16 protein-coding genes and 1 pseudogene are annotated in these 19,516 nt (G+C 73.5%); 10 read left to right on the top strand and 7 right to left on the bottom strand.

All coding sequences use genetic code 11. From position 1 onward, the window contains the following. The first annotated feature begins 31 nt into the window (after positions 1–31). Positions 32–4,771 (top strand): hypothetical protein, encoded by a 4,740-nt coding sequence (locus LNW72_RS07725; protein WP_250974714.1) that lies wholly within the window; start codon positions 32–34, stop codon positions 4,769–4,771. Between the two features lie 117 nt (positions 4,772–4,888). Here the strand turns inward: LNW72_RS07725 and LNW72_RS07720 are convergent, their stop codons facing one another. Next, positions 4,889–5,176: a hypothetical protein gene (locus LNW72_RS07720; RefSeq protein WP_374117169.1), complete on the bottom strand. Its 288-nt coding sequence runs from the start codon at positions 5,174–5,176 to the stop codon at positions 4,889–4,891. Positions 5,177–5,551: 375 nt separating this feature from the next. Here LNW72_RS07720 and LNW72_RS07715 point away from each other — a divergent pair, with 375 nt between their 5' ends. From LNW72_RS07715 to LNW72_RS07700, 4 genes are read left to right on the top strand one after another with little or no spacing between them, the layout of a single operon-like run. Further along, positions 5,552–8,041: a nitrate- and nitrite sensing domain-containing protein gene (locus tag LNW72_RS07715; protein ID WP_250974713.1), complete on the top strand. Its 2,490-nt coding sequence runs from the start codon at positions 5,552–5,554 to the stop codon at positions 8,039–8,041. After that, the gene (locus tag LNW72_RS07710) at positions 8,038–8,460 is read left to right on the top strand and encodes a roadblock/LC7 domain-containing protein (protein ID WP_250974712.1); all 423 of its coding nucleotides are present in this window, start codon (positions 8,038–8,040) and stop codon (positions 8,458–8,460) included. The genes LNW72_RS07715 and LNW72_RS07710 overlap by 4 nt, the downstream gene beginning before the upstream one ends. 31 nt (positions 8,461–8,491) lie before the next feature. Then, positions 8,492–8,884 (top strand): DUF742 domain-containing protein, encoded by a 393-nt coding sequence (locus tag LNW72_RS07705; RefSeq protein WP_250974711.1) that lies wholly within the window; start codon positions 8,492–8,494, stop codon positions 8,882–8,884. Further along, positions 8,865–9,473, top strand: a complete 609-nt coding sequence (locus LNW72_RS07700) for an ATP/GTP-binding protein (protein WP_138357787.1) — start codon at positions 8,865–8,867, stop codon at positions 9,471–9,473. Before LNW72_RS07705 ends, LNW72_RS07700 begins: the two co-directional genes overlap by 20 nt. 172 nt (positions 9,474–9,645) lie before the next feature. On the opposite strand, the gene glpK is transcribed toward LNW72_RS07700, so the two are convergent. The 5 genes from glpK to LNW72_RS07675 all read right to left on the bottom strand — a co-directional run bounded on the left by glpK (position 9,646) and on the right by LNW72_RS07675 (position 14,218). Beyond that, complete coding sequence (gene glpK, locus LNW72_RS07695; protein ID WP_250974710.1) at positions 9,646–11,178, bottom strand: glycerol kinase GlpK; 1,533 nt, start codon at positions 11,176–11,178, stop codon at positions 9,646–9,648. A gap of 11 nt (positions 11,179–11,189) precedes the next feature. After that, positions 11,190–11,921 carry an MIP/aquaporin family protein gene (locus LNW72_RS07690; RefSeq protein ID WP_250974709.1) on the bottom strand — a complete coding sequence of 244 codons (732 nt, stop codon included), beginning with the start codon at positions 11,919–11,921 and terminating at the stop codon, positions 11,190–11,192. Positions 11,922–12,073: 152 nt separating this feature from the next. Beyond that, the gene (locus LNW72_RS07685) at positions 12,074–13,261 is read right to left on the bottom strand and encodes a lipid-transfer protein (RefSeq protein ID WP_250974708.1); all 1,188 of its coding nucleotides are present in this window, start codon (positions 13,259–13,261) and stop codon (positions 12,074–12,076) included. Beyond that, positions 13,258–13,743: a Zn-ribbon domain-containing OB-fold protein gene (locus tag LNW72_RS07680; RefSeq protein ID WP_250974707.1), complete on the bottom strand. Its 486-nt coding sequence runs from the start codon at positions 13,741–13,743 to the stop codon at positions 13,258–13,260. Before LNW72_RS07680 ends, LNW72_RS07685 begins: the two co-directional genes overlap by 4 nt. 121 nt (positions 13,744–13,864) lie before the next feature. Beyond that, the gene (locus LNW72_RS07675; RefSeq protein WP_250974706.1) at positions 13,865–14,218 is read right to left on the bottom strand and encodes a DUF962 domain-containing protein; all 354 of its coding nucleotides are present in this window, start codon (positions 14,216–14,218) and stop codon (positions 13,865–13,867) included. 131 nt (positions 14,219–14,349) lie between these two features. Here LNW72_RS07675 and LNW72_RS07670 point away from each other — a divergent pair, with 131 nt between their 5' ends. The 5 genes and pseudogenes from LNW72_RS07670 to LNW72_RS07650 all read left to right on the top strand — a co-directional run bounded on the left by LNW72_RS07670 (position 14,350) and on the right by LNW72_RS07650 (position 18,810). After that, positions 14,350–15,213: an NUDIX domain-containing protein gene (locus tag LNW72_RS07670; RefSeq protein WP_250974705.1), complete on the top strand. Its 864-nt coding sequence runs from the start codon at positions 14,350–14,352 to the stop codon at positions 15,211–15,213. Continuing rightward, positions 15,210–16,241, top strand: a complete 1,032-nt coding sequence (locus LNW72_RS07665; RefSeq protein WP_250974704.1) for a molecular chaperone DnaJ — start codon at positions 15,210–15,212, stop codon at positions 16,239–16,241. Before LNW72_RS07670 ends, LNW72_RS07665 begins: the two co-directional genes overlap by 4 nt. Before the next feature lie 71 nt (positions 16,242–16,312). Next, positions 16,313–17,311, top strand: coding sequence for a hypothetical protein (locus LNW72_RS07660; protein WP_250974703.1), 999 nt, complete (start codon positions 16,313–16,315; stop codon positions 17,309–17,311). A 192-nt stretch (positions 17,312–17,503) separates the two neighbouring features. Further along, a pseudogene (locus tag LNW72_RS07655) lies at positions 17,504–18,037 on the top strand (adenylosuccinate synthetase); the annotation flags it as partial. Next, complete coding sequence (locus LNW72_RS07650; RefSeq protein WP_250980050.1) at positions 17,965–18,810, top strand: adenylosuccinate synthetase; 846 nt, start codon at positions 17,965–17,967, stop codon at positions 18,808–18,810. The pseudogene LNW72_RS07655 and the gene LNW72_RS07650, both read left to right, overlap by 73 nt. Here the strand turns inward: LNW72_RS07650 and LNW72_RS07645 are convergent. Next, positions 18,720–19,496, bottom strand: coding sequence for a M15 family metallopeptidase (locus tag LNW72_RS07645; RefSeq protein ID WP_250974702.1), 777 nt, complete (start codon positions 19,494–19,496; stop codon positions 18,720–18,722). The genes LNW72_RS07650 and LNW72_RS07645 overlap by 91 nt on opposite strands. Positions 19,497–19,516 lie beyond the last annotated feature (20 nt).

Below are 19,516 nucleotides of genomic sequence, written 5' to 3'. Positions count from 1 at the left end.
CCACCCGCGCAGATAACGAGAGTCCGCCGCCATGTACGAGCTGTCCCGGCTCCGCCTGTACTCCATCGGCCCCGCCGGTGCGCGGTACGCAGACACCGTCCTGGACCTGCGGGGTGTCGGCGCGCCCGTACCGCAGCCCGCGCCCGCCCAGGCCGAGTTCTTCCAGGACGAGCCGACCGGCCCGCTGCGCCGCCCCGCCCCCGCGGGCGTCCTGTTCCTGGAGAACGGCGGCGGCAAGTCCGTCCTGCTCAAGCTGATCTTCTCGGTGATGCTGCCCGGCCACCGCAACACCCTCGGCGGGGCCAGCTCGGGCGTGCTCCGCAAGTTCCTGCTGGCCGACGACTGCGGGCACGTGGCGCTGGAGTGGCAGCACACCGTCACCGGCGAGCTGGTGGTCGTGGGCAAGGTCAGCGAGTGGCGCGGCCGCCAGGTCTCCTCCGACCCGCGCAAGTTCGCCGAGGCCTGGTACTCGTTCCGCCCCGGCCCCGGGCTCAGCCTGGACTCGCTCCCGGTCGCCGAGTCCACCGCCGTCCGGCCGCCCGCCGAGGGCGCCTCGGGCGCGACGGGCCGCCGCCGCACCATGAAGGGCTTCCGCGACGCCCTCACCGAGGCCGGCAAGTTCTACCCGCACCTGGACGTGGTGTGGGAGGAGATCCACGACCGGTGGAACGAACACCTCGGTGAGATCGGTCTGGACCCGGAGCTCTTCCGCTACCAGCGGGAGATGAACGCCGACGAGGGCGAGGCGGCCGGGCTCTTCGCCGTCCGGCACGACTCCGACTTCGCCGACCTGCTGCTGCGCGCCGTCACCGACACCCGGGACACCGACGGACTCGCGGACCTCGTCCACAGCTTCGCCGGCAAGCTCGGCCGCCGCGCCGAACTCACCGCGGAACGCGACTTCACCGCCGGCTCGCTGGAGCTGCTGGAGCGGATCGTCGAGCACGCCAGCGCCCGTGAACTGGCGCGCGGCATCCACACCCAGTCCGAGCGCCGCACCCGCGCCCTGGCGCGCCGGCTGTCCGCGCGTGCCCGCGAAGAGCGCGGCCGCGGCGCGGAGCTCGCGCAGAACACCGACCGGGCCGCCCAGGCCGTCACCGACGCCGACCGGGCCCGCGGCCGCGGCGCCCTGGTGGCCGCCGAACTCGCCTACCGGCACGCCTCGCTGGCCCTCGCCGCGTCCGACAAGGGAGCGGCGGGACTGCGCCGCGAACTCAACGAGGCGCGCACGCTGCACTCCGCCTGGCAGGCGGCCGAGACGGTGCTGCGGCACCGCGCCGCCGGTGACCGGCTGGCCCGGGTCAGCGCGGCCATCCAGGAGGCCGAACGTGACGCGGCTCCCGCGCTGGCCGCCCGCACGCTGGCCGCCGGCGACCTGGTGCGCGCGCTGCACGCGGCGGCGGACGGCGCCGACCAGCAGGCGGACCGGGAGGAGGAGCGCTCCGCCGCCCTCCAGGAGCAGTCGATGGCCGCCCACCGGGACGCCACCGCCGCGGCCACCGAGGCCCAGCGGTCCCGCAGCGAGGCCGGCCACCTCGGGCAGCGGCTCGCCGAGGTCGCGCAGGAGACGGCCGAGGCCGTCAGCGCCGGCTGGCTCGACGACTCCGCCCCTGACGCCGACCCGGCCCGCGCCGCCCTGGAGGCCTCCGACGCCGAGCGGGTCGCCGCCGCCGGCGCCGAGACCGCCCGGGAGACGTCTCGTCAGGCCGCGGAGCACGCCCGTGAGGCCGCCGCGGCCGAGTCCCGGGTGGAACTGGCCGCCGCCCGCGCCGCGGACGCCCTGGCGGCCGCCGAGGCCGCCCACTCCGCCGACTTCCGCGTCGCCGAGGCCCTCGCGGCGGAACCGCGGCTGTCCGAACTCCTCAGCCTGCCGGGCCCGCCCGCGGCCGGGTCCGTCACCCGGGATGCCATCCCCGGCCCCCGCGGCTCGGCGGCCGCCGCCGGCGACCGGCACCGCCCCGAAGCCGCGCCCGCCGCACCGCACCGGCCCGACGCCGGCCCGCTGGGCGCCATGGAGCTGGACGCGTTCGCCGAACCGCTGCGCGAGCTGCTGGACGGCACCGTCGCGGCCGCCGAGCGCCAGCTGTTCGACCTGCGCACGACGGCCGCCGACGACGCGCGGATCCTGGCGGCGCTCGGTGACGGCGGTCTGCTGCCGCCCGGCCCTGACGTGCTGGCCACCGTGGAGTACCTGGGCGAGCACGGCATTCCCGCGCTGCCCGGCTGGCGCTACCTCGCGCAGGCCGTGGACCCCGCGGACCACACCGCCGTGCTGTCGGCGCGCCCGGAGCTGGTGGACGGCGTCGTCGTCACCGACCCGGAGACGTACCGCCGGGCCCGCGAGGTCCTCGCGCAGGCGGCCCTGCTGCCGCGCTCGACCGTGGCGGTGGGCACCGCCGCCGCCCTGCTCGCACCGACCCCCTCGGGCGGCGACGCGTCCGATGTGTTCCTCGTACCGCCGAACCCGGCGATGCACGACGAACTGGCGGCCGACGGCGAACGCCAGGAGCTGCGGACCCGGGCGAGCGCCCGGGAGGCCGAGATCCGCGCGCTGGCCGCCCGGCTCGGCCATGACCGGACGCTGGCCGCGCGGCTCGCGTCCTGGCGGTCCGGCTGCCCGCAGGGTCAGCTCGGCCAACTCGCGGCGGCCGCGGAAGCGGCCGTGGAGGCCGTGGCGGCGGCCCGCGCGGAACTGACCGAGGTGCGCGCCCGGCGCGCCGAGGCGGACGAGGTGTCGGCCGAGGCGGCCAGGGAGCGCGACGCGCGCCAGGACGCGGCGCAGCAGGCCCGGCGCCGCGCGGACCTGCTGGCCGGGCTGGCCCACCGGCTGCGCGAACGGGCCAACTGGCAGCGCCGTACCCGGGAACTGACCGAGGACGCGTCCGAGGCCGAGGCCCGCGCCGAGACCTGTCTCGCGCTGGCCCAGGCGGCCGACGAGGACCGCAGGGCCGCCCAGCGCGGCGCGGACGACGCCCGCCGCACCGCCCGGGTGCTGCGCGCCGAGCGGTCCGAGATCGCGGGCGCGCCCGACGAGCCAGCGCGGGAGACGGCGCCGCCCTCCGGCGAATCGCTCCCGGCGCTGCGCGAGGCCTACCGTGCGGCCTCGCAGCTGTACGAGCAGGTCGGCGTCGGCGCGGACCTGCGCGCCGAACAGGCCCGCGCGGAGAGCACCGAGAGCTCGGCCCTCACCGAACTGGACCGGCTGACCAACAAGGTCCGCAGCCGCGCCGCCCAGCTCCTGGAGGGTTCCGACGGCGCCGACGGCCCGTCCCGGCAGGCCGCCGCGGCCCGCGCCGAGCAGCTCGTCCAGACCATCGAGGCCCGTGCCTCGGCGGCCAGCGAGCAGCTGGGCCGGCTGCGCGGCGAATCCGAGCGGCTCGCCCCCGCCACCGGGGAGTCGCACACCGAGCTGCCCGCCGAACTGCTGCCGCGCGACGCCGGGCACGCCCAGGAGCTGCTGCGCGGCGCCAACGGCGAGCTCGCCGCGCGCACCGAGGCGCTGGACGAGGCCCGGGGCGCGCACGCGGACCTGGTGCGCGCGCACCGGGCCGCGGAGGACGCGGCCGGCGGCTTCGACGAACTGGCCGCGCTGCTGCGCGATCTGCTCAGGGACGGCCCGGCGACCCACGAGGAGGCCGAACCGGAGCCGGAGCCCTACGCGGGCACCCTGGAGGAGGCCCGTACGGTCTCCGCCGAGGTCCGCCGGAGCCTGCGCGGCTGCGCCACCGACCTCTCGGCGGCCGAATCGCAGCTGCGCGAGGCGTCCGACATCCTCGTCCGCCATGCCAACGCCGCCCGGTTCGAGCAGGTCAGGACCCCGGCCCGGCAGCAGATCCGCGAACTTCCGGCGGCCGGACTGCCCGAGCACGCGGCGGCCTGGGCGGTGGCGTTCGCGCCGCGGCTGCGGGTGCTGACCGACGAGATGGAGCAGTTGGAGCGCAACCGCGGCAGCATCGTGGACCGGCTGCGCGGCCTCGTCGAGTCCTCGCTCGCCACCCTGCGCTCCGCCCAGCGGCTCTCCCGCCTCCCCGAGGGGCTGGGCGACTGGTCCGGGCAGGAGTTCCTGCGGATCCGCTTCGAGGACCCGGACCACGCGGCGCTCACCGAGCGCCTCGGCGAGGTCATCGACGAGGCGACGAGCTCCGCCGTCCGCAAGAACTCCGACCTGCGCAGGGACGGGATGTCCCTGCTGCTGCGCGGCGTCGCGGCGGCGCTCCAGCCGAAGGGGATCTCCGTGGAGATCCTCAAGCCGGACGCCGTACTGCGCGCGGAGCGCGTCCCGGTGGGTCAGATGGGCGATGTGTTCTCCGGCGGGCAGCTGCTCACCGCGGCCATCGCGCTGTACTGCACGATGGCGGCGCTGCGCAGCAACGACCGGGGCCGCGACCGGCACCGGCACGCCGGCACGCTCTTCCTGGACAACCCCATCGGCCGGGCCAACGCGACGTATCTGCTGGAGCTGCAGCGGGCGGTCGCCGACGCCCTGGGCGTCCAGCTGATCTACACCACCGGTCTGTTCGACACCACGGCGCTCGCCGAGTTCCCGCTGGTCGTCCGGCTGCGCAACGACGCGGACCTGCGCGCCGGGCTGAAGTACATCACCGTCGAGGAGCATCTGCGGCCGGGTCTGCCCGTCCAGGACACCGGCAGTGAGACGGTGCACGGGGAGATCACGGCCACCCGGATGTTCCGCCGCCCGCCGGAACTGCCGCGACCGCAACCGCAGTCGCGGGAGGCCTCGTCGCAGGAGGCGCAGCCGCAGCCCCGGTAGCCGTACCCGGGACGGGACGGGGCGGGGCGGGAGCGGGGGACCGGTGGCCGGGTCCAGGGTCCGGATCCGGCCTCGGGGGCCCTTCACGGCCGGTTCAGCGGCCGCGGCACGGCCCGTTCAGGCCCGCGACAGCGACCGGGGTATGTGCCCGCGCGGCTTCGGCTTCGCCGCGGTCCGCTCCTTGCGCCGTGCCCTGCGGCGCTCCCGGCGCAGCGCCCGCGCGGCGCTGCTCGGGCTGGAGACCACGCCGTTGCGCTGGTTCCACACCTGCCGGGTCACCCACACGTCCAGCACCGCCCAGGTGGCCACGATCGTGCTGACCACGGTGAAGATCATGGCCGGTGCGGAGAACCAGGACCCGCCGAAGGTCAGCAGTGTGGTGATCACTGCTTCTATGAGGGTCACGGACGCGATCATCACGGCACGGACGGCAGCGGCCCGGACAGGATCAGCCATCCGCGGGGTACCGACGGGATCTTCGACCCACAGGGAGAGGGGTTCTGTGTCCATGGAAGGTGACTGCCCGCAAATCGCCCTCGACATTCCGCAGTACCTTTCCAGCCACTCGCCGCAACGGTGCATCGCGCCCGAACCGGGGTGTCCCGCACCACCTTGCCATCCGGGTTGCCCGGATTAAACCCGAAAACGAGCCATCGTCGAATCTGGCCGACGTACTCCAGCCACCGGACTGGCTTTCGAGTTACGTGTGAGGCAGTAGTAGGCTCGCGCAGATTCCATGCGATCGAACACCCCCCGAACGGGGCTGACGTTGGGGAGGCCATGCGCTTTCGCGGTACGACGATCCGCCGGAAGATCGTGGCGCTGCTGCTGATTCCGCTGGTGTCGCTCACAGCCATCTGGGCATTCGCCGCCACGCTCACCGGCCGCGAGGTCTGGGGTCTGCTGGACATCGAGCACATCGTCAACGACGTCGGCTACCCGACCGAGGACGCGGTCCAGGCCCTGCAGCAGGAGCGGCGCGCCGCCATCCTGTATCTGGCCGACCCCCGCCGGTCGGACTTCAAGGCCGGGCTGGCCAAGCAGGAACAGGCCACCGACAAGATGCTCGCCCGGTTGCGCTCCAACGCGTTCGACTCGGGCGTCAGGGACGACCTCAGCGGCGACGCCAAGCTCCGACTGGACGCCGTGACACAGGGGTTCGAGGACCTGCCCGCGCTGCGCGCCAAGGTCGACGGCCAGACCATCACCCGTAACGACGCCTTCGGCGCCTACAACACGATGGTCGACCCCTGCTACGACTTCCTCGACTCGCTCAACCCGCTGAACAACGTCGAGATCGACAAGCAGGGCCGCGCCCTCATCGCGGTCACCCGGGCCCGCGACGCGATCAGCCGCGAGGACGCGCTGATGGCCGCGACCATCAGCGCCGGCCGGATGAGCCCGGAGGAGCTGCGCTCCTTCACCTTCGCCGTCGCCGAGCAGCGGGCCTACTACGACGACAACCTCAAGCTCCTTCCCGAGGACGAGCGGACGCTCTACGACGAGTACTGGCGGGGCGCCAACGGCAAGGCGCTGCGCACCGCGGAGGACTCCGTGATCGCCGCGGGCGCCGCCGCCGCGCCGCGGGCCGCCGACCGGGCCTCCTGGCTCGGCACCGCGACCACCGCGCTGGGCGACCTCGACCGGATCGGCGTCCAGGCGGGCGACCTGCACAAGAAGCGCGCCGAGCCCTACGCCCTCAAGCTGCTGATCATGGCGGCCGTCGCGGGCGGCCTCGGCCTGATCGCCGTCTTCGCCTCGCTCTTCGTCTCGGTACGCATCGGCCGCAGCCTGATCCGCGACCTGTCCGGGCTGCGCAAGGAGGCCCAGGAAGTCTCCGGCACCCGGCTGCCGCGCGTCATGCGGCGGCTCGCCGCAGGCGAGAAGGTCGACGTCGAGACCGAGGTGCCGCGGCTGGAGTACACCGACGACGAGGTCGGGCAGGTGGGCAAGGCCCTCAACACCCTGCAGCGCGCCGCCGTCGAGGCGGCCGTCCGCCAGTCCGACATGCGGCGCGGCGTCTCCGACGTCTTCGTCAACCTCGCCCGCCGCAGCCAGGTCCTGCTGCACCGCCAGCTCACCCTGCTGGACGCCATGGAGCGGCGCACCGAGGACACCGAGGAACTCGCCGACCTCTTCCGGCTCGACCACATGACCACCCGTATGCGGCGGCACGCCGAAGGCCTGGTGATCCTCTCCGGCGCCGCGCCCTCCCGGCAGTGGCGCAAGCCCATCCAGCTCATGGACGTGGTGCGCGCGGCGGTCGCCGAGGTCGAGGACTACGAGCGCATCGAGGTCCGCAGGCTGCCCAGGCTGGCGGTGGCCGGCTCGGCCGTCGCCGACGTGACGCACCTGGTCGCCGAACTCATCGAGAACGCCGCCGTGTTCTCCCCGCCGCACACCGCGGTCCGGGTGCACGGCGAGCACGTCGCCAACGGCTTCGTCCTGGAGATCGACGACCGCGGCCTCGGCCTCACCCCGGACGCGCTGCTGGAAGCGAACCTGCGGCTCGCCGAGACCCCCGAGTTCGAACTGTCCGACACCGACCGCCTCGGCCTCTTCGTCGTCAGCCGGCTCGCGCAGCGGCACGGCGTACGTGTCTCCCTGCGCCTGTCGCCGTACGGGGGCACCACAGCGGTCGTCCTCATCCCGGCCACGCTGCTCACCGATGCCGGTGAGGACACCGGAGCGACCCGCCTCGGCGGGATCCTCGGGGCGGAGGAGATCGACATGGATTCGACCGGAACCGAACTCTCCTTCCGGCAGTGGGGACTCGAGACCGCCGGGAGCGAGAACGGCAGGGAGCACGCCCAGGTGCCGGACACGGCCCCGGACCCCGCCGGCCCCGGTTCCGGCGGCGCCGGCGGCGACCCGCTGCCGTTGCCGCGCCGCCGCCGTACCGCCCCGGTCCTGGTCTCGGACCGCGGCCGGCCGGTCGCGCCGCCGACCGTCCCCGCGGCCCGCTCCGCGGAGCCGTCCGGCCCGTCGGGACCGACGGCGGCCCTGCTGCCGAAGCGCGTCCGGCAGGCCAACCTCGCCCCGCAGCTACGCGTCGAATCCGCGTCGCAGGACACCGGGACCGCGGCGCGGCCCGGCGCCGGGGCACCGCGCGAACGCACCGCCGACGAGGTGCGGGACCGGATGGCCGCGCTGCAGCGCGGCTGGCAGCGCGGGCGCGAACACGACATCGCAGAAGACAGCGTCGGCCCGCACGGCCCGGGCGACGAACACACAGCACCGAGAACGACTCCTGAGGGGAACGGTCGATGACCGCACCATCGAGCCCGACACGCGAGCTGAGCTGGCTCCTTGACGACCTGGTCACCCGCGTGGCCAGCATCCGCAAGGCCCTGGTGCTCTCCGGCGACGGCCTGGCGATCGGCGCTTCGGACGGACTGACCCGCGAGGACTCGGAACACCTCGCCGCCGTCGCCTCCGGCTTCCACAGCCTGGCCAAGGGCGTCGGCCGGCACTTCGACGCGGGCGGGGTCCGGCAGACCATGGTGGAACTGGACGAAGCCTTCCTGTTCGTGACCGCGGCCGGCGACGGCAGCTGTCTCGCCGTCCTGACCGACGCCGACTCCGACGTCGGGCAGGTGGCGTACGAGATGGCGCTGCTCGTCAAGCGGGTCGGCGCCCACCTGGGCACCGCGCCCCGCACCGACAGCGGCGCGGCGCTCAGCGGCTGACGGCATGACCTGAGGACGGGTACGGGGTGAGATGACTTCAGAAAAGGACCGATGGTACGACGACGCCGCCGGCCCGGTGGTGCGTCCGTACGCGATGACACGCGGCCGCACCAGCCACGCCGCCGAAGGCCGGCTCGACCTCATCGCCCTGGTGATGACCGAGCCGGACGGCGAGGACGGCGCGGCCGAGGGCGACCACACCCTGTCGCCCGAGCACCTCGACATCGTCGACCGCTGTCAGCTGATGGCGACCTCGGTCGCCGAGCTGGCGGCCGACCTCGATCTGCCGGTGGGCGTGGTGCGCGTGCTCGTCGGCGACCTGCTGGACGCGGAACTCGTCCACGTCAGCATGCCTGTTCCGCCGGCTGAACTGGTGGACGAGAGCATTCTTCGAGAGGTGATCAATGGGCTTCGGGCGCTCTGACCGACGCCGCAGGTCCGCCCCCGATCCGGTAGCGCTCAAGCTGCTGGTCGCGGGCGGTTTCGGGGTCGGCAAAACGACGTTGGTGGGTGCGGTCAGCGAGATCAGGCCGCTGCGCACCGAGGAACCGCTCAGCGAGGCCGGCCGGCCGGTCGACGACATCCACGGTGTCGAGGCCAAGAGCACGACCACCGTCGCCATGGACTTCGGGCGGATCACGCTCCGCGAGGACCTGGTGCTGTACCTGTTCGGCACGCCGGGACAGGACCGCTTCTGGTTCCTGTGGGACGAGCTGGCGCAGGGCGCGCTGGGCGCGGTCGTGCTGGCCGACACCCGCCGCCTGGAGGACTGCTTCGCCGCCGTCGACTACTTCGAACGGCGCGGCATCCCCTTCACGGTGGCCGTGAACGTCTTCGACGGCGCGACCCAGCACGCGACGGAGACGGTCCGCGACGCGCTGGACCTCGACCCGCACGTACCGGTCGTGATGTGCGACGCGCGGGACCGGGCCTCCGCCAAGGAGGTGCTGATCACCGTGGTCGAGCATGCCGCGAAGGTGGCGGCGGACCGCCGGGAGCCCGCCGCCACCTGATGCCTGAGGCCTAGGGCCTGTCGTCTGGATCTCCGCGGCGTCGCGGTGTCCAGCACGCACATCTGCCGCGTTGTCGACGGTCGACGACGCTCCGCGTCGCCTCCCTCCTCCGCCTTGCAGCTGCACGCACCGGACACCGCTCCTTCCCCCACGGAGATCCAAACGACAGACCCTAGGGCCGGTCGTCCTGGCCGTCCTCGTCCTGCCAGCCGAAGCTGCGCTCGACGGCCTTCTTCCACCGCCGGTACTCGCGCTCCCGGGTCGGCTCGTCCATGCCCGGGGTCCACTCCGTGTCGCGCTTCCAGTGCGCCTTGAGCGTGTCCAGGTCCGGCCAGACCCCGGTGGCGAGGCCGGCCGCGTAGGCGGCGCCCAGACACGTCGTCTCGGCGACCACCGGCCGGATCACCGGCACCCCCAGGACGTCCGCCTGGTGCTGCATCAGCAGGTTGTTGACGGTCATGCCGCCGTCCACCCGCAGTGAGGTGATCCGCACCCCGGAGTCCTGGTACATCGCGTCGACGACCTCGCGGGTCTGCCAGCTGGTCGCCTCCAGCACCGCCCGCGCCAGGTGCGCCTTGGTGACGTAACGGGTCAGACCGGTGATCACGCCGCGCGCGTCGGAGCGCCAGTACGGGGCGAACAGGCCGGAGAAGGCGGGCACGATGTACGCGCCGCCGTTGTCCGCGACGCTCGCGGCCAGCGGTTCGATCTCGTCGGCGGAGCGGATGATGCCGAGCTGGTCGCGGAACCACTGGACCAGCGCGCCGGTGATCGCGATCGAGCCCTCCAGGCAGTACACCGGCGGCTCCCCGCCGAGCTGGTAGCCCACGGTGGTGATCAGGCCGTTCTTGGAGGGCACCGGCCGGGTGCCGGTGTTGAGGAGCAGGAAACTGCCGGTGCCGTAGGTGTTCTTGGCCTCGCCGGGTTCGTAGCAGGTCTGCCCGAAGACGGCCGACTGCTGGTCGCCGAGCGCGGCGGCCACCGGCACCCCGGCCAGCTGCCCGACGGCGGTCCCGTAGACCTCGGAGGAGGACCGTATCTCCGGCAGGATCGCCTCGGGGATGTTCATCGCGCTGAGGATCGACGGCTCCCACTGCAGCGTTTCCAGGTTCATCAGCAGGGTGCGCGAGGCGTTGGTGACGTCGGTGACGTGGACGCCGCCGTTGACACCGCCGGTCAGATTCCAGATCAGCCAGGAGTCGATGGTGCCGAAGGCGATCTCGCCGTTCTCGGCGCGCCGCCGCAGGCCCGGCACGCTGTCCAGCAGCCAGGCCGCCTTCGGTCCGGAGAAGTAGCTGGCCAGCGGCAGGCCGGTCAGCTCGCGGAAGCGGTCCTGGCCGTGCTGGCCGCCGAGTTCGTCGCAGAGCGCGGCGGTGCGGGTGTCCTGCCAGACGATCGCGTTGTGCACGGGCCGGCCGGTGGCCCGGTCCCACAGCACGGTGGTCTCCCGCTGGTTGGTGATGCCCAGCGCGCTGAGCTGGTCCGCGCGCAGCCCGGCCTTGGCGAGCGCGCCCGCCACCACCGCCTGCACCTTGGACCAGATCTCGGTGGCGTCGTGCTCCACCCAGCCGGGCCGGGGAAAGATCTGACGGTGCTCGCGCTGGTCGACGGCGACGATGGAGCCGTCGGTGTCGAAGACGATGCAGCGGCTGGAGGTCGTGCCCTGGTCGATGGCGGCTACGTACGTGACGGACTCGTCGCTCATGACGGCTTCCCTTAGAACGCGGCGTTGTAGAGGGCCCCCGAGAGCGCGCCGCCGATCAGCGGACCGGCGACCGGCACCCAGGCGTAACCCCAGTCGGACGTGCCCTTGTTGGGGATGGGCAGCAGTGCGTGGACGATGCGCGGGCCCAGGTCGCGGGCCGGGTTGATGGCGTATCCGGTGGGTCCGCCGAGCGAGAGCCCGATCCCGACGACCAGCAGGGCGACGATCAGCGTGGTGGTGCCGGATTCGCCCAGGCCCTTGTTGCCGGGGATGGCGAGCACCGGCAGCACGAGTCCCATGGTGGCGATCACCTCGGTGACGAGGTTCTGCCAGGGGACGCGGATCTCGGGGACGGTCGAGAAGATCCCCAGGGTGCCCAGCGGTTCCTCGTCCTGGCCGGTGTTGGCGGCGAACTGGCCGTAGTAGGCCAGCCAGGCCAGGGCCGCGCCGGCCATCGCGCCGATCAGCTGTCCGGCGAGGTAGTACGGGGCCTGGTCCCACTGGCCGGTGTCGATGGCGATGCCGAGGGTGACGGCCGGGTTGAGATGGCCGCCGGACAGCGGACCGGCGGTGTACGCCCCGGCGAGGACCCCGAAGCCCCAGCCGAAGGCGATGACGATCCAGCCGGAGGCTCTCGCCTTGGAGTGCTTGAGGGTGACCGCCGCGCAGACCCCGGCGCCGAACAGGATGAGGATCGCGGTACCGATGATCTCGCCCAGGAAGACGTCTCCGTTGGAATGCATGGCGGGCTCCTTCGTGCGGGCTGCACTGACCGGGCTTGTGCCATCCGAAGAGCGCGCGCGACATCACCAGCGGTGGAAAGGGACCTCCCGCGGGCCTGCGCACCACCGGAAGTGTTCACCTGGTGTGATGGAGCGTCAAGGCCGCGAGCGGTTCACCGCACGGCCACCACCGAGGAGCCGTGGCCGAACAATCCCTGGTTGGCGGTGATCCCGACCCGGGCGCCCGGCACCTGCCGGTCCCCGGCCAGGCCGCGCAGCTGCCAGGTCAGCTCGCAGACCTGGGCGATGGCCTGAGCCGGTACCGCCTCGCCGAACGAGGCCAGTCCGCCACTGGTGTTGACCGGGATGCGGCCGCCGAGCGCGGTCGCCCCGTCCCGCAGCAGTTTGGCGCCCTCACCGGGCGCGCACAGCGCCAGGTCCTCGTACCACTGGAGTTCCAGGGCGGTGGACAGGTCGTAGACCTCGGCCAGGTCCAGTTCCGACGGGCCGATCCCCGCCTCCTCGTACGCGGCCGCCGCGATGGACGCCCGCAGCCCCAGGGCGGGCGGCTCCACCGCGGCCGCCGAGTCGGTGGCGAAGTCCGGCAGGTCCAGCACGGTCTTGGGATAGGACGGGGTGACGGTGGAGACCGCGCGGATCCGCACCGGATCCGTGGTGTGCCGCCGGGCGAACTCCATGCTGGAGAGCACGACCGCGGCGGCCCCGTCGGAGGTCGCACAGATGTCGAGCAGCCGCAGTGGATCCGCGACGACCGCGGAGGCGGCCACCTCGCCGGCCGAGACGGCCTTGCGGTAGCGGGCGTTGGGGTTGGCGGCGCCCGCTGCCGAGTTCTTCACCTTGACCTGCGCGAAGTCCTCCAGGGTGTCGCCGTGCAGGGCCATGCGGCGGCGCGCGTAGAGGCCGAAGTACGTGGGGTTGGTGGCCCCCAGCACACGGAAGCGCAGCCAGTCCGGGTCGTCGGGGCGGTTGCCGCCGGCGGGGGCGAAGAAGCCCTTGGGTGCGGCGTCCGCGCCGATCACCAGGGCGACGTCCGCCATCCCGGCCAGGATCTGGGCGCGCGCGGCGTTGACGGCCTGCGCGCCCGACGCGCAGGCGGCGTACACGCTGGTGACGCGGGCGCCCTGCCAGCCCAGCGCCTGGGCGAAGGTGGCACCGGCGACATAGCCGGGGTAGCCGCCGCGCACGGTGTCCGCGCCGACCACGAGCTGGATGTCGGTCCAGGCCAGCCCGGCGTCGGCGAGGGCCGCGCGGGCGGCGGCGACGCCGTACTCGGTGAAGGACCGGCCCCACTTGCCCCATGGGTGCATGCCCGCGCCGAGCACTGCCACGTCGTCCGTCATCGGTTGCCTCCCAGGGGCTGCCAGTGCCAGGTGGTCCAGGTCGTCTCGTCGTCCTCGTTGAGCACGCCGGGGACGAGTTCGACCTCCATGCCGACGGCGAGGTCCGCCAGGGCGGTGCCCGGGGCGGCCTGGCCGAGCACCACCATGCGCTCCGCGGCGAGTTCGACGGCGACCAGGACGTACGGCTCCCACTCGCGGGCGGGGTCGGAGACATAGGGCGCGGGCGGCCGGTAGCGCCCGTCGGTGTACGACCAGACGCGGCCGCGACGGGACAGCGGGGTCTCCTCCAGCGTGGTGCCGGAGCAGGCCGGGTTGCGGCAGAAGGTGTCCTCCCGGGGGAAGAACACCGAGCCGCAGTCCTGGCAGCGGGTGCCGATCAGCCGGAAGCCGGCGCCGGTGTCCTCGGCGGCCGGTCCGTCGTCCGTGTGCGGTCCGGCCTCCGTGAACCAGCCGGCCACCACAGGTTTGCGCGCTCGCGCCACGTGCCGCCTCCCCTTTTAATCTGACGGTTCGTCAGAAGTCTGCCACGGCAGGGCGGGAGAGGGAATGGCGGGACCGGGGCCGGGGCGCTGGGCCCGGTCCCGGAAGGTGTGGGCGGCCGGGTCAGTCCTGCGGCTGCTCCGCGAGCCACTTCGCGGCGATGTCGCCCAGTTCCGCGTCCCGGCCGGCCAGCATCGTCGCGATCATCTTCGCGTCGCCGCGCAGCGACCAGGCGGGGTGGCCGAACGAGGCCGGGTTGTTCTTCTCGATCAGGAAGTGCGCCGGCCACGCCGTGCCGTAGCCGATCAGCGGCAGCGCCGCGAGATACCGCCGGCGCCCCCGGGCCAGTCCGTACGCGCTGATCGCCAGTCCGGTCAGCGTCCCGGTCAGGTGCACCCAGCGAGTGGCGGACCGGGAGTGCATCGCCACGTAGTAGGGCCAGAAATCCTCGAACGTTGCGAAGGTCCGCTGTGTCATGCCCGCACGCTAACCCCGCGCCCCGCCCGGCCGACAGGCCCCGAATCCCCTGGACGTCGTCAGAGGGCGGTGCTAAGTTCTTCTCGAACAGAGAATTACTCAATGTGAGAAGAACTCGACGAGGGGCAGCCATGGCACCGCAGCAGGAGGAGGACCGCTTCCTCGCCGCCTACGACCCGCGCGCCTTCGACCCGATCGCCGTCACCGTCGACGTGGTCGCCCTGACGCTGCGCGAAGGCGCCCTCCATGTGCTGCTGGTCCGCCGGGGTGGGCCGCCGTTCGAGGGCGCCTGGGCGCTGCCCGGCGGCTTCGTCCGGGCCGGACGCGAATCGCTCGGCGAGGCCGCGGCCAGGGAACTCGCCGAGGAGACCGGCCTCGACGCCGCCGACGGACTCGGCCGGGTGCACCTCGAACAGCTCGGTTCGTACGGCCGCCCCGAGCGCGACCCGCGGATGCACGTGGTCTCCGTCGCGCACCTCGCCTTCGCTCCCGATCTCCCGGACGCGAAGGCCGGCAGCGACGCCGCGGCGGCCGCCTGGATCTCCGTCGCGGAACTTGAACCCGGATGGCAACCGGACGCCGCGGACCCGCGTCCCAACGAACAGGGCCGGTGGTCCGGGGCCCACGGGGGTGGTCCCGGCCGCCGGCCCGTAGCCCCGGAGCTGGCCTTCGACCACGCCGGAATCCTCGCCGACGGCCTCGACCGCGCGCGCTCGAAGATCGAGTACACGCCGCTGGCCACCGCCTTCCTCGGCGAGGAATTCACCATCTCCGAACTGCGCGCCGTCTACGAAGCCGTCTGGGGCGCGACCCTGCACGCGGGCAACTTCCACCGCAAGGTGCTCTCGGTCCCCGGCTTCGTCGAGTCCACCGGAGGCACGGCCACCCACGGCAGCGTCCGCGGCGGCCCCCGCGCCCGGCTCTACCGCGCGGGCGACGCCCGCCTCCTGCACCCCGCCCTGCTGCGCCCGGACCGCGAGGAGACCGTGCGATGACCGTCACCAGCGGCGCCGTCCACAGCTTCGACCAGGCACTGGCCGCCCTGCGCCACGGCTTCCCCGAGGACCGGGCGGCCGCCACCCGGCTGCACCGCAGGCTCGCCCGGCTGCTGCACCCCGACACCGCGCCGCCCGGCCGCCGGCCGGAGGCCTCCGCCGCCTTCCTGACTCTGACCGACCAGTGGCGGGAGTACCTCGACGCCGGGGACCCCGCACCCCTCACCGTCACCACCCGCCGGCACACGTACCTGCTCGGCGACCCGCAGGCCACCGGCGACCTCGCCGTACTGCGCCGCGCCTCGTACCGGCGGGCCGACGGGACCCGGCACGACGCGCTGCTGAAGATCCCGCTGCAGCCGTACGACAACGATCTGATCGAGCACGAGGCCGCCGTGCTGACCCGCCTCGACACCGAGGCGGAACCGCGCCACCGCGCCTACGCCCCGCGGCTGATCGAGACGTTCCGGCACCGCGACACCGGCGGCACCGAGCGCCGGGTCAACGCGCTCGAACCGCTGGACGGCTTCCACAGCCTCGCCGAGGTCGCCGCCGCGTACCCCGGAGGCCTCGACCCGCTGGACGCCGTCTGGATGTGGCGCAGGCTGCTGGTCGCCCTCGGCTGGGCGCACCGGGCCCGGCTGGTGCACTGCGCGGTCTTCCCCGAACACGTCCTCATCCACCCCGGGCTGCACGGGCTGGTGCTCGTCGACTGGTGCTACGCGACCGCGACCGGCACCACGGCGCCGGTCCTCATCGAGCGGCACCGCGACCGCTACCCGCCCGAGATCCCCGGCCGCAGGCCGGTCACCGAAGCCACCGACCTCCACCTCGCGGCGCGCTGCATGGAACACCTGATGGGGGAGCGCACCCCGAAGCCGCTCGCCGCCTTCATCCGCGGCTGCACGCTCCCGGGTGAGGCGGGCCGGCCGCACGACGCGTGGCGGCTGCTCGCCGAGCTGGACGAGCTCCTGGACCGGCTCTACGGGCCGCGCACCTTCCGCCCGTTCACGATGCCGGCCGCATAGCGACAAACCGACAACCACACCCGAGCCAGCACACCTGAACGCATCAACGCACATCAACAAGGGGGAACACCATGGGCAGCGGAAGCTGGTCGACCAACGTCTACGACGCCGCCGCACGCTACCGCGCCGCATCCGGCGCCGGTGCCTTCGCGTACAGCGACCACGTCACCTCGTCCGCCCCGCGCGGCTCCTGGACGGCGCACCCGTCCCTCGACCCGAAGGACCTCACCGTCCGCGAGAGCCGCGACTCGGCGGAGCACCCCGCCTCGGTCGCCATCTCGGTGCTCTTCGACGTGACCGGCTCGATGCGCTCCGTCCCGCAGACGCTGCAGACCAAACTGCCCGAGCTGTTCGGGCTGCTGCTCCGCAAGGGCTACGTCGAGCACCCGCAGATCCTCTTCGGCGCGGTCGGCGACGCCACCTGCGACCGGGTGCCGCTGCAGCTCGGCCAGTTCGAGTCCGACAACCGGATGGACGACGACCTCGGCAACATCCTGCTGGAGGGCGGCGGTGGCGGGCAGATGACCGAATCGTACGAGCTCGCCATGTACGCGATGGCCCGGCACACCTCCATCGACTGCCACGAGAAGCGCGGCCGGCGCGGCTACCTGTTCCTCATCGGCGACGAGATGCCGTACGGCAAGGTCAAGGCCCGCGAGGTCCGCGACGTCATCGGCGACGACCTGCGGGAGGACATCCCGATCACCGCGATCATCGCCGAGCTGCGCCGGAAGTTCGACGTGTACTACATTCTCCCGGCCGGGTCCTCGTACGTCGGCAACACCGAAGTCCTCGGCCTGTGGCGCAAGCTGCTGGGCCAGAACGTCATCGAACTCGACGACCTGGGCGCGGTCTGCGAGACGATCGCGCTCACCATCGGCCTCGGCGAGGAGGCCATCGACCTCGCGGAGGGGCTCGCCGACCTCGACGACGTCGGCTCGGACGCGGGCGCCTCGGTCGGCAAGGCCCTCGCCGCGATCGGCCGGGACCGCGCCGCAGGCCCGGCCGCCGGCGCCCCCCTGATCGACGGCGCGACCACCAGTGGAGCCGCGGGTACAACGCGCCTGTGAGCTGAGCAGGGACGCGCGGGAGGGGGGCACGGCGGGGTGTCCCCGCAGGGCGGCGAACGAACGCGACCCGCACCTTCGAGCGGGCACGAGCGTTCGCCGCCCGAGGAGATACCCCGGCGGGTCCCCGCCCCTTGCACCCGGGCCGCGCCGGACGACCACCGCGCCGTTGACCGAACGACCCCCGGAGGGAAAATGCACACCATCGTCGTCGACCTCGGCTACGGGGACGCGGGCAAGGGCGCCGTCGTGGACCGGCTCTGCTCGGCGGATCCGGTCCGGGCGGTGGTCCGCTTCAACGGCGGCGCCCAGGCCGCGCACAACGTCGTCACCCCCGACGGACGCCACCACACCTTCGCCCAGTTCGGCTCCGGCACCCTGCACGGGACACCCACGTACCTGTCCCGCTTCATGCTCGTCGACCCGCTCGCCCTGGCCGCCGAGGCGGACCACCTGGCCGCGCTCGGCGTCCGGGACCCGCTGGCGCTGCTCACCGTCGACCGGGACGCCGCGCTCACCACCCCGTACCACGCGGCCGCCAACCGGCTGCGCGAGCAGGCTCGTGGCGGGGAGCGGCACGGCTCGTGCGGGATGGGCATCGGCGAGACCGCGGCCTACGCGCTCGCCCACCCCGAGGACGCGCCCCGGGTGGGCGACTGCGTCTCCCGCCCCCGCCTGCTGCGCAAACTCGCCCTGCTGCGCGACCGGTTGTCCGACGAGCTGGGGCGGCTGCCGGCGCCGCCCGTCGAGCACTGCGCGGACGCCTTCGCGGCCTTCGCCCGCGCGGTCACCCTCGCCGGCGACGGGCATCTCGCGCGGCTGCTGGCCGACGGGCCGGTCGTCTTCGAGGGGCGCAGGGTGTCCTCCTCGACGAGTGGCACGGCTTCCACCCGTACACGACATGGTCGACCACCACCTTCGCCAACGCCGAGACGCTGCTGGCCGAGGCGGGCGGCGCGGGCACGGCGCTGCGGCTCGGCGTCGTGCGCACGTACACCACCCGGCACGGTCCCGGCCCGCTCGTCACCGAGGACCCGGAACTGGCCAGGGAACTGCCGGAACCGCACAACGGTCACGGCCGCTGGCAGGGCGCCTTCCGCACCGGGCACTTCGACGCGGTGGCGCACGCCTACGCCGTCGAGGTCTGCGGGGGAGTGGACGCGCTGGCCGTCACCCACCTCGACGCCCCCGCCCGCTGTCCCGGACTGCGGATCGCCCGCGCCTACGGCATGGACGGCCGGCTCGTCGAACACCTGCCGGCCGGCGCCCCCGGCGATCTCGGGAGGCAGGCCGCGTTGACGGCCCGTCTGGAGGCGGCCCGGCCGGCCGTCTGGGACACCCCCGGCGCCGACCCGGACGCCTGGTCGGCCGCCGTCGGCGCGGCGCTCTCCGCACCCGTCGCGCTGGAGTCCTACGGGCCGACGTACGCGGACGTCAGGGACCGCCGGGAGACCGGGAAGTCGAAGTACGTGTCGGGGAACCGCTCCGGTGTGTATGTGTAGTGCCACCACTCCTCGGCGAGATTGACGAACCCCAGCCCCTCGAGGGTGCCCTTGAGCAGCAGGCGGTTCTCCCGCTGCACACCCTGGATCCGCGGGTCCAGGGTGTGCGAGAGCGTGTCGAAGTAGTCGAACGGGGTCCCCATGTCGACGCTCCCGCCGGAGAGCCGCACGATGGTCACATCCATGGTGCTGCCCCGGCTGTGCCCGGACTTGGCCGCGATGTAACCGTCCTCGAACAGCCGCGACTTGTCGACATGCGGATAGAACTCGCTCTTCATCCGCTGGTCGTCGAGGTCCTTGGCCCACGCCACGAAGTGGTCGACGGCGCGCTGCGGCCGGTAGCAGTCGTACACCTTGAGCGAGTATCCGCGGCGCAAGAGCTTCGACTGAGCCGCGTGCAGCGCCTCGGCGGCCGGCCGGGTCAGCTGGCAGATCGGCTGCCGGTAGCCGTCGATGGGCACCCCGACGAAGTTGTGCGGGGTGGCGTAGCGCATCTCCTGGAGGATCGTCGGGTCGACGTCCCGCAGCGCCACGAACGCCTTGGGGGCCTTCGGCCCGCCGCCCCCGGTCCCGTGCCCGTCCCCGGACCGCGCCTGTGCCGGAGCGGCGGCGGTGCCCGCGGTGACGGCGATCAGCGTGGCGACGGACACGGCGAGGGTGCGGAGCACGGTCGTGAGTCGTGGCATGGGTCCTCCAGCGGTCGGAC

Source organism: Streptomyces sp. RKAG293, assembly GCF_023701745.1.
Lineage (GTDB): Bacteria > Actinomycetota > Actinomycetes > Streptomycetales > Streptomycetaceae > Actinacidiphila.
This window is presented reverse-complemented; position numbering and strand designations above follow the sequence as displayed.

Bases quoted from the DNA above. Each gene is read 5' to 3' on its own strand.
- LNW72_RS07645 (WP_250974702.1), bottom strand. From the start codon at position 19,496: ATGCCACGACTCACGACCGTGCTCCGCACCCTCGCCGTGTCCGTCGCC.
- glpK (WP_250974710.1), bottom strand. From the start codon at position 11,178: ATGAGCGACGAGTCCGTCACGTACGTAGCCGCCATCGACCAGGGCACG.
- LNW72_RS07685 (WP_250974708.1), bottom strand. From the start codon at position 13,261: ATGACGGACGACGTGGCAGTGCTCGGCGCGGGCATGCACCCATGGGGC.
- LNW72_RS07715 (WP_250974713.1), top strand. From the start codon at position 5,552: ATGCGCTTTCGCGGTACGACGATCCGCCGGAAGATCGTGGCGCTGCTG.
- LNW72_RS07705 (WP_250974711.1), top strand. From the start codon at position 8,492: ATGACTTCAGAAAAGGACCGATGGTACGACGACGCCGCCGGCCCGGTG.
- LNW72_RS07690 (WP_250974709.1), bottom strand. From the start codon at position 11,921: ATGCATTCCAACGGAGACGTCTTCCTGGGCGAGATCATCGGTACCGCG.
- LNW72_RS07700 (WP_138357787.1), top strand. From the start codon at position 8,865: ATGGGCTTCGGGCGCTCTGACCGACGCCGCAGGTCCGCCCCCGATCCG.
- LNW72_RS07660 (WP_250974703.1), top strand. From the start codon at position 16,313: ATGGGCAGCGGAAGCTGGTCGACCAACGTCTACGACGCCGCCGCACGC.
- LNW72_RS07665 (WP_250974704.1), top strand. From the start codon at position 15,210: ATGACCGTCACCAGCGGCGCCGTCCACAGCTTCGACCAGGCACTGGCC.
- LNW72_RS07710 (WP_250974712.1), top strand. From the start codon at position 8,038: ATGACCGCACCATCGAGCCCGACACGCGAGCTGAGCTGGCTCCTTGAC.
- LNW72_RS07670 (WP_250974705.1), top strand. From the start codon at position 14,350: ATGGCACCGCAGCAGGAGGAGGACCGCTTCCTCGCCGCCTACGACCCG.
- LNW72_RS07725 (WP_250974714.1), top strand. From the start codon at position 32: ATGTACGAGCTGTCCCGGCTCCGCCTGTACTCCATCGGCCCCGCCGGT.
- LNW72_RS07675 (WP_250974706.1), bottom strand. From the start codon at position 14,218: ATGACACAGCGGACCTTCGCAACGTTCGAGGATTTCTGGCCCTACTAC.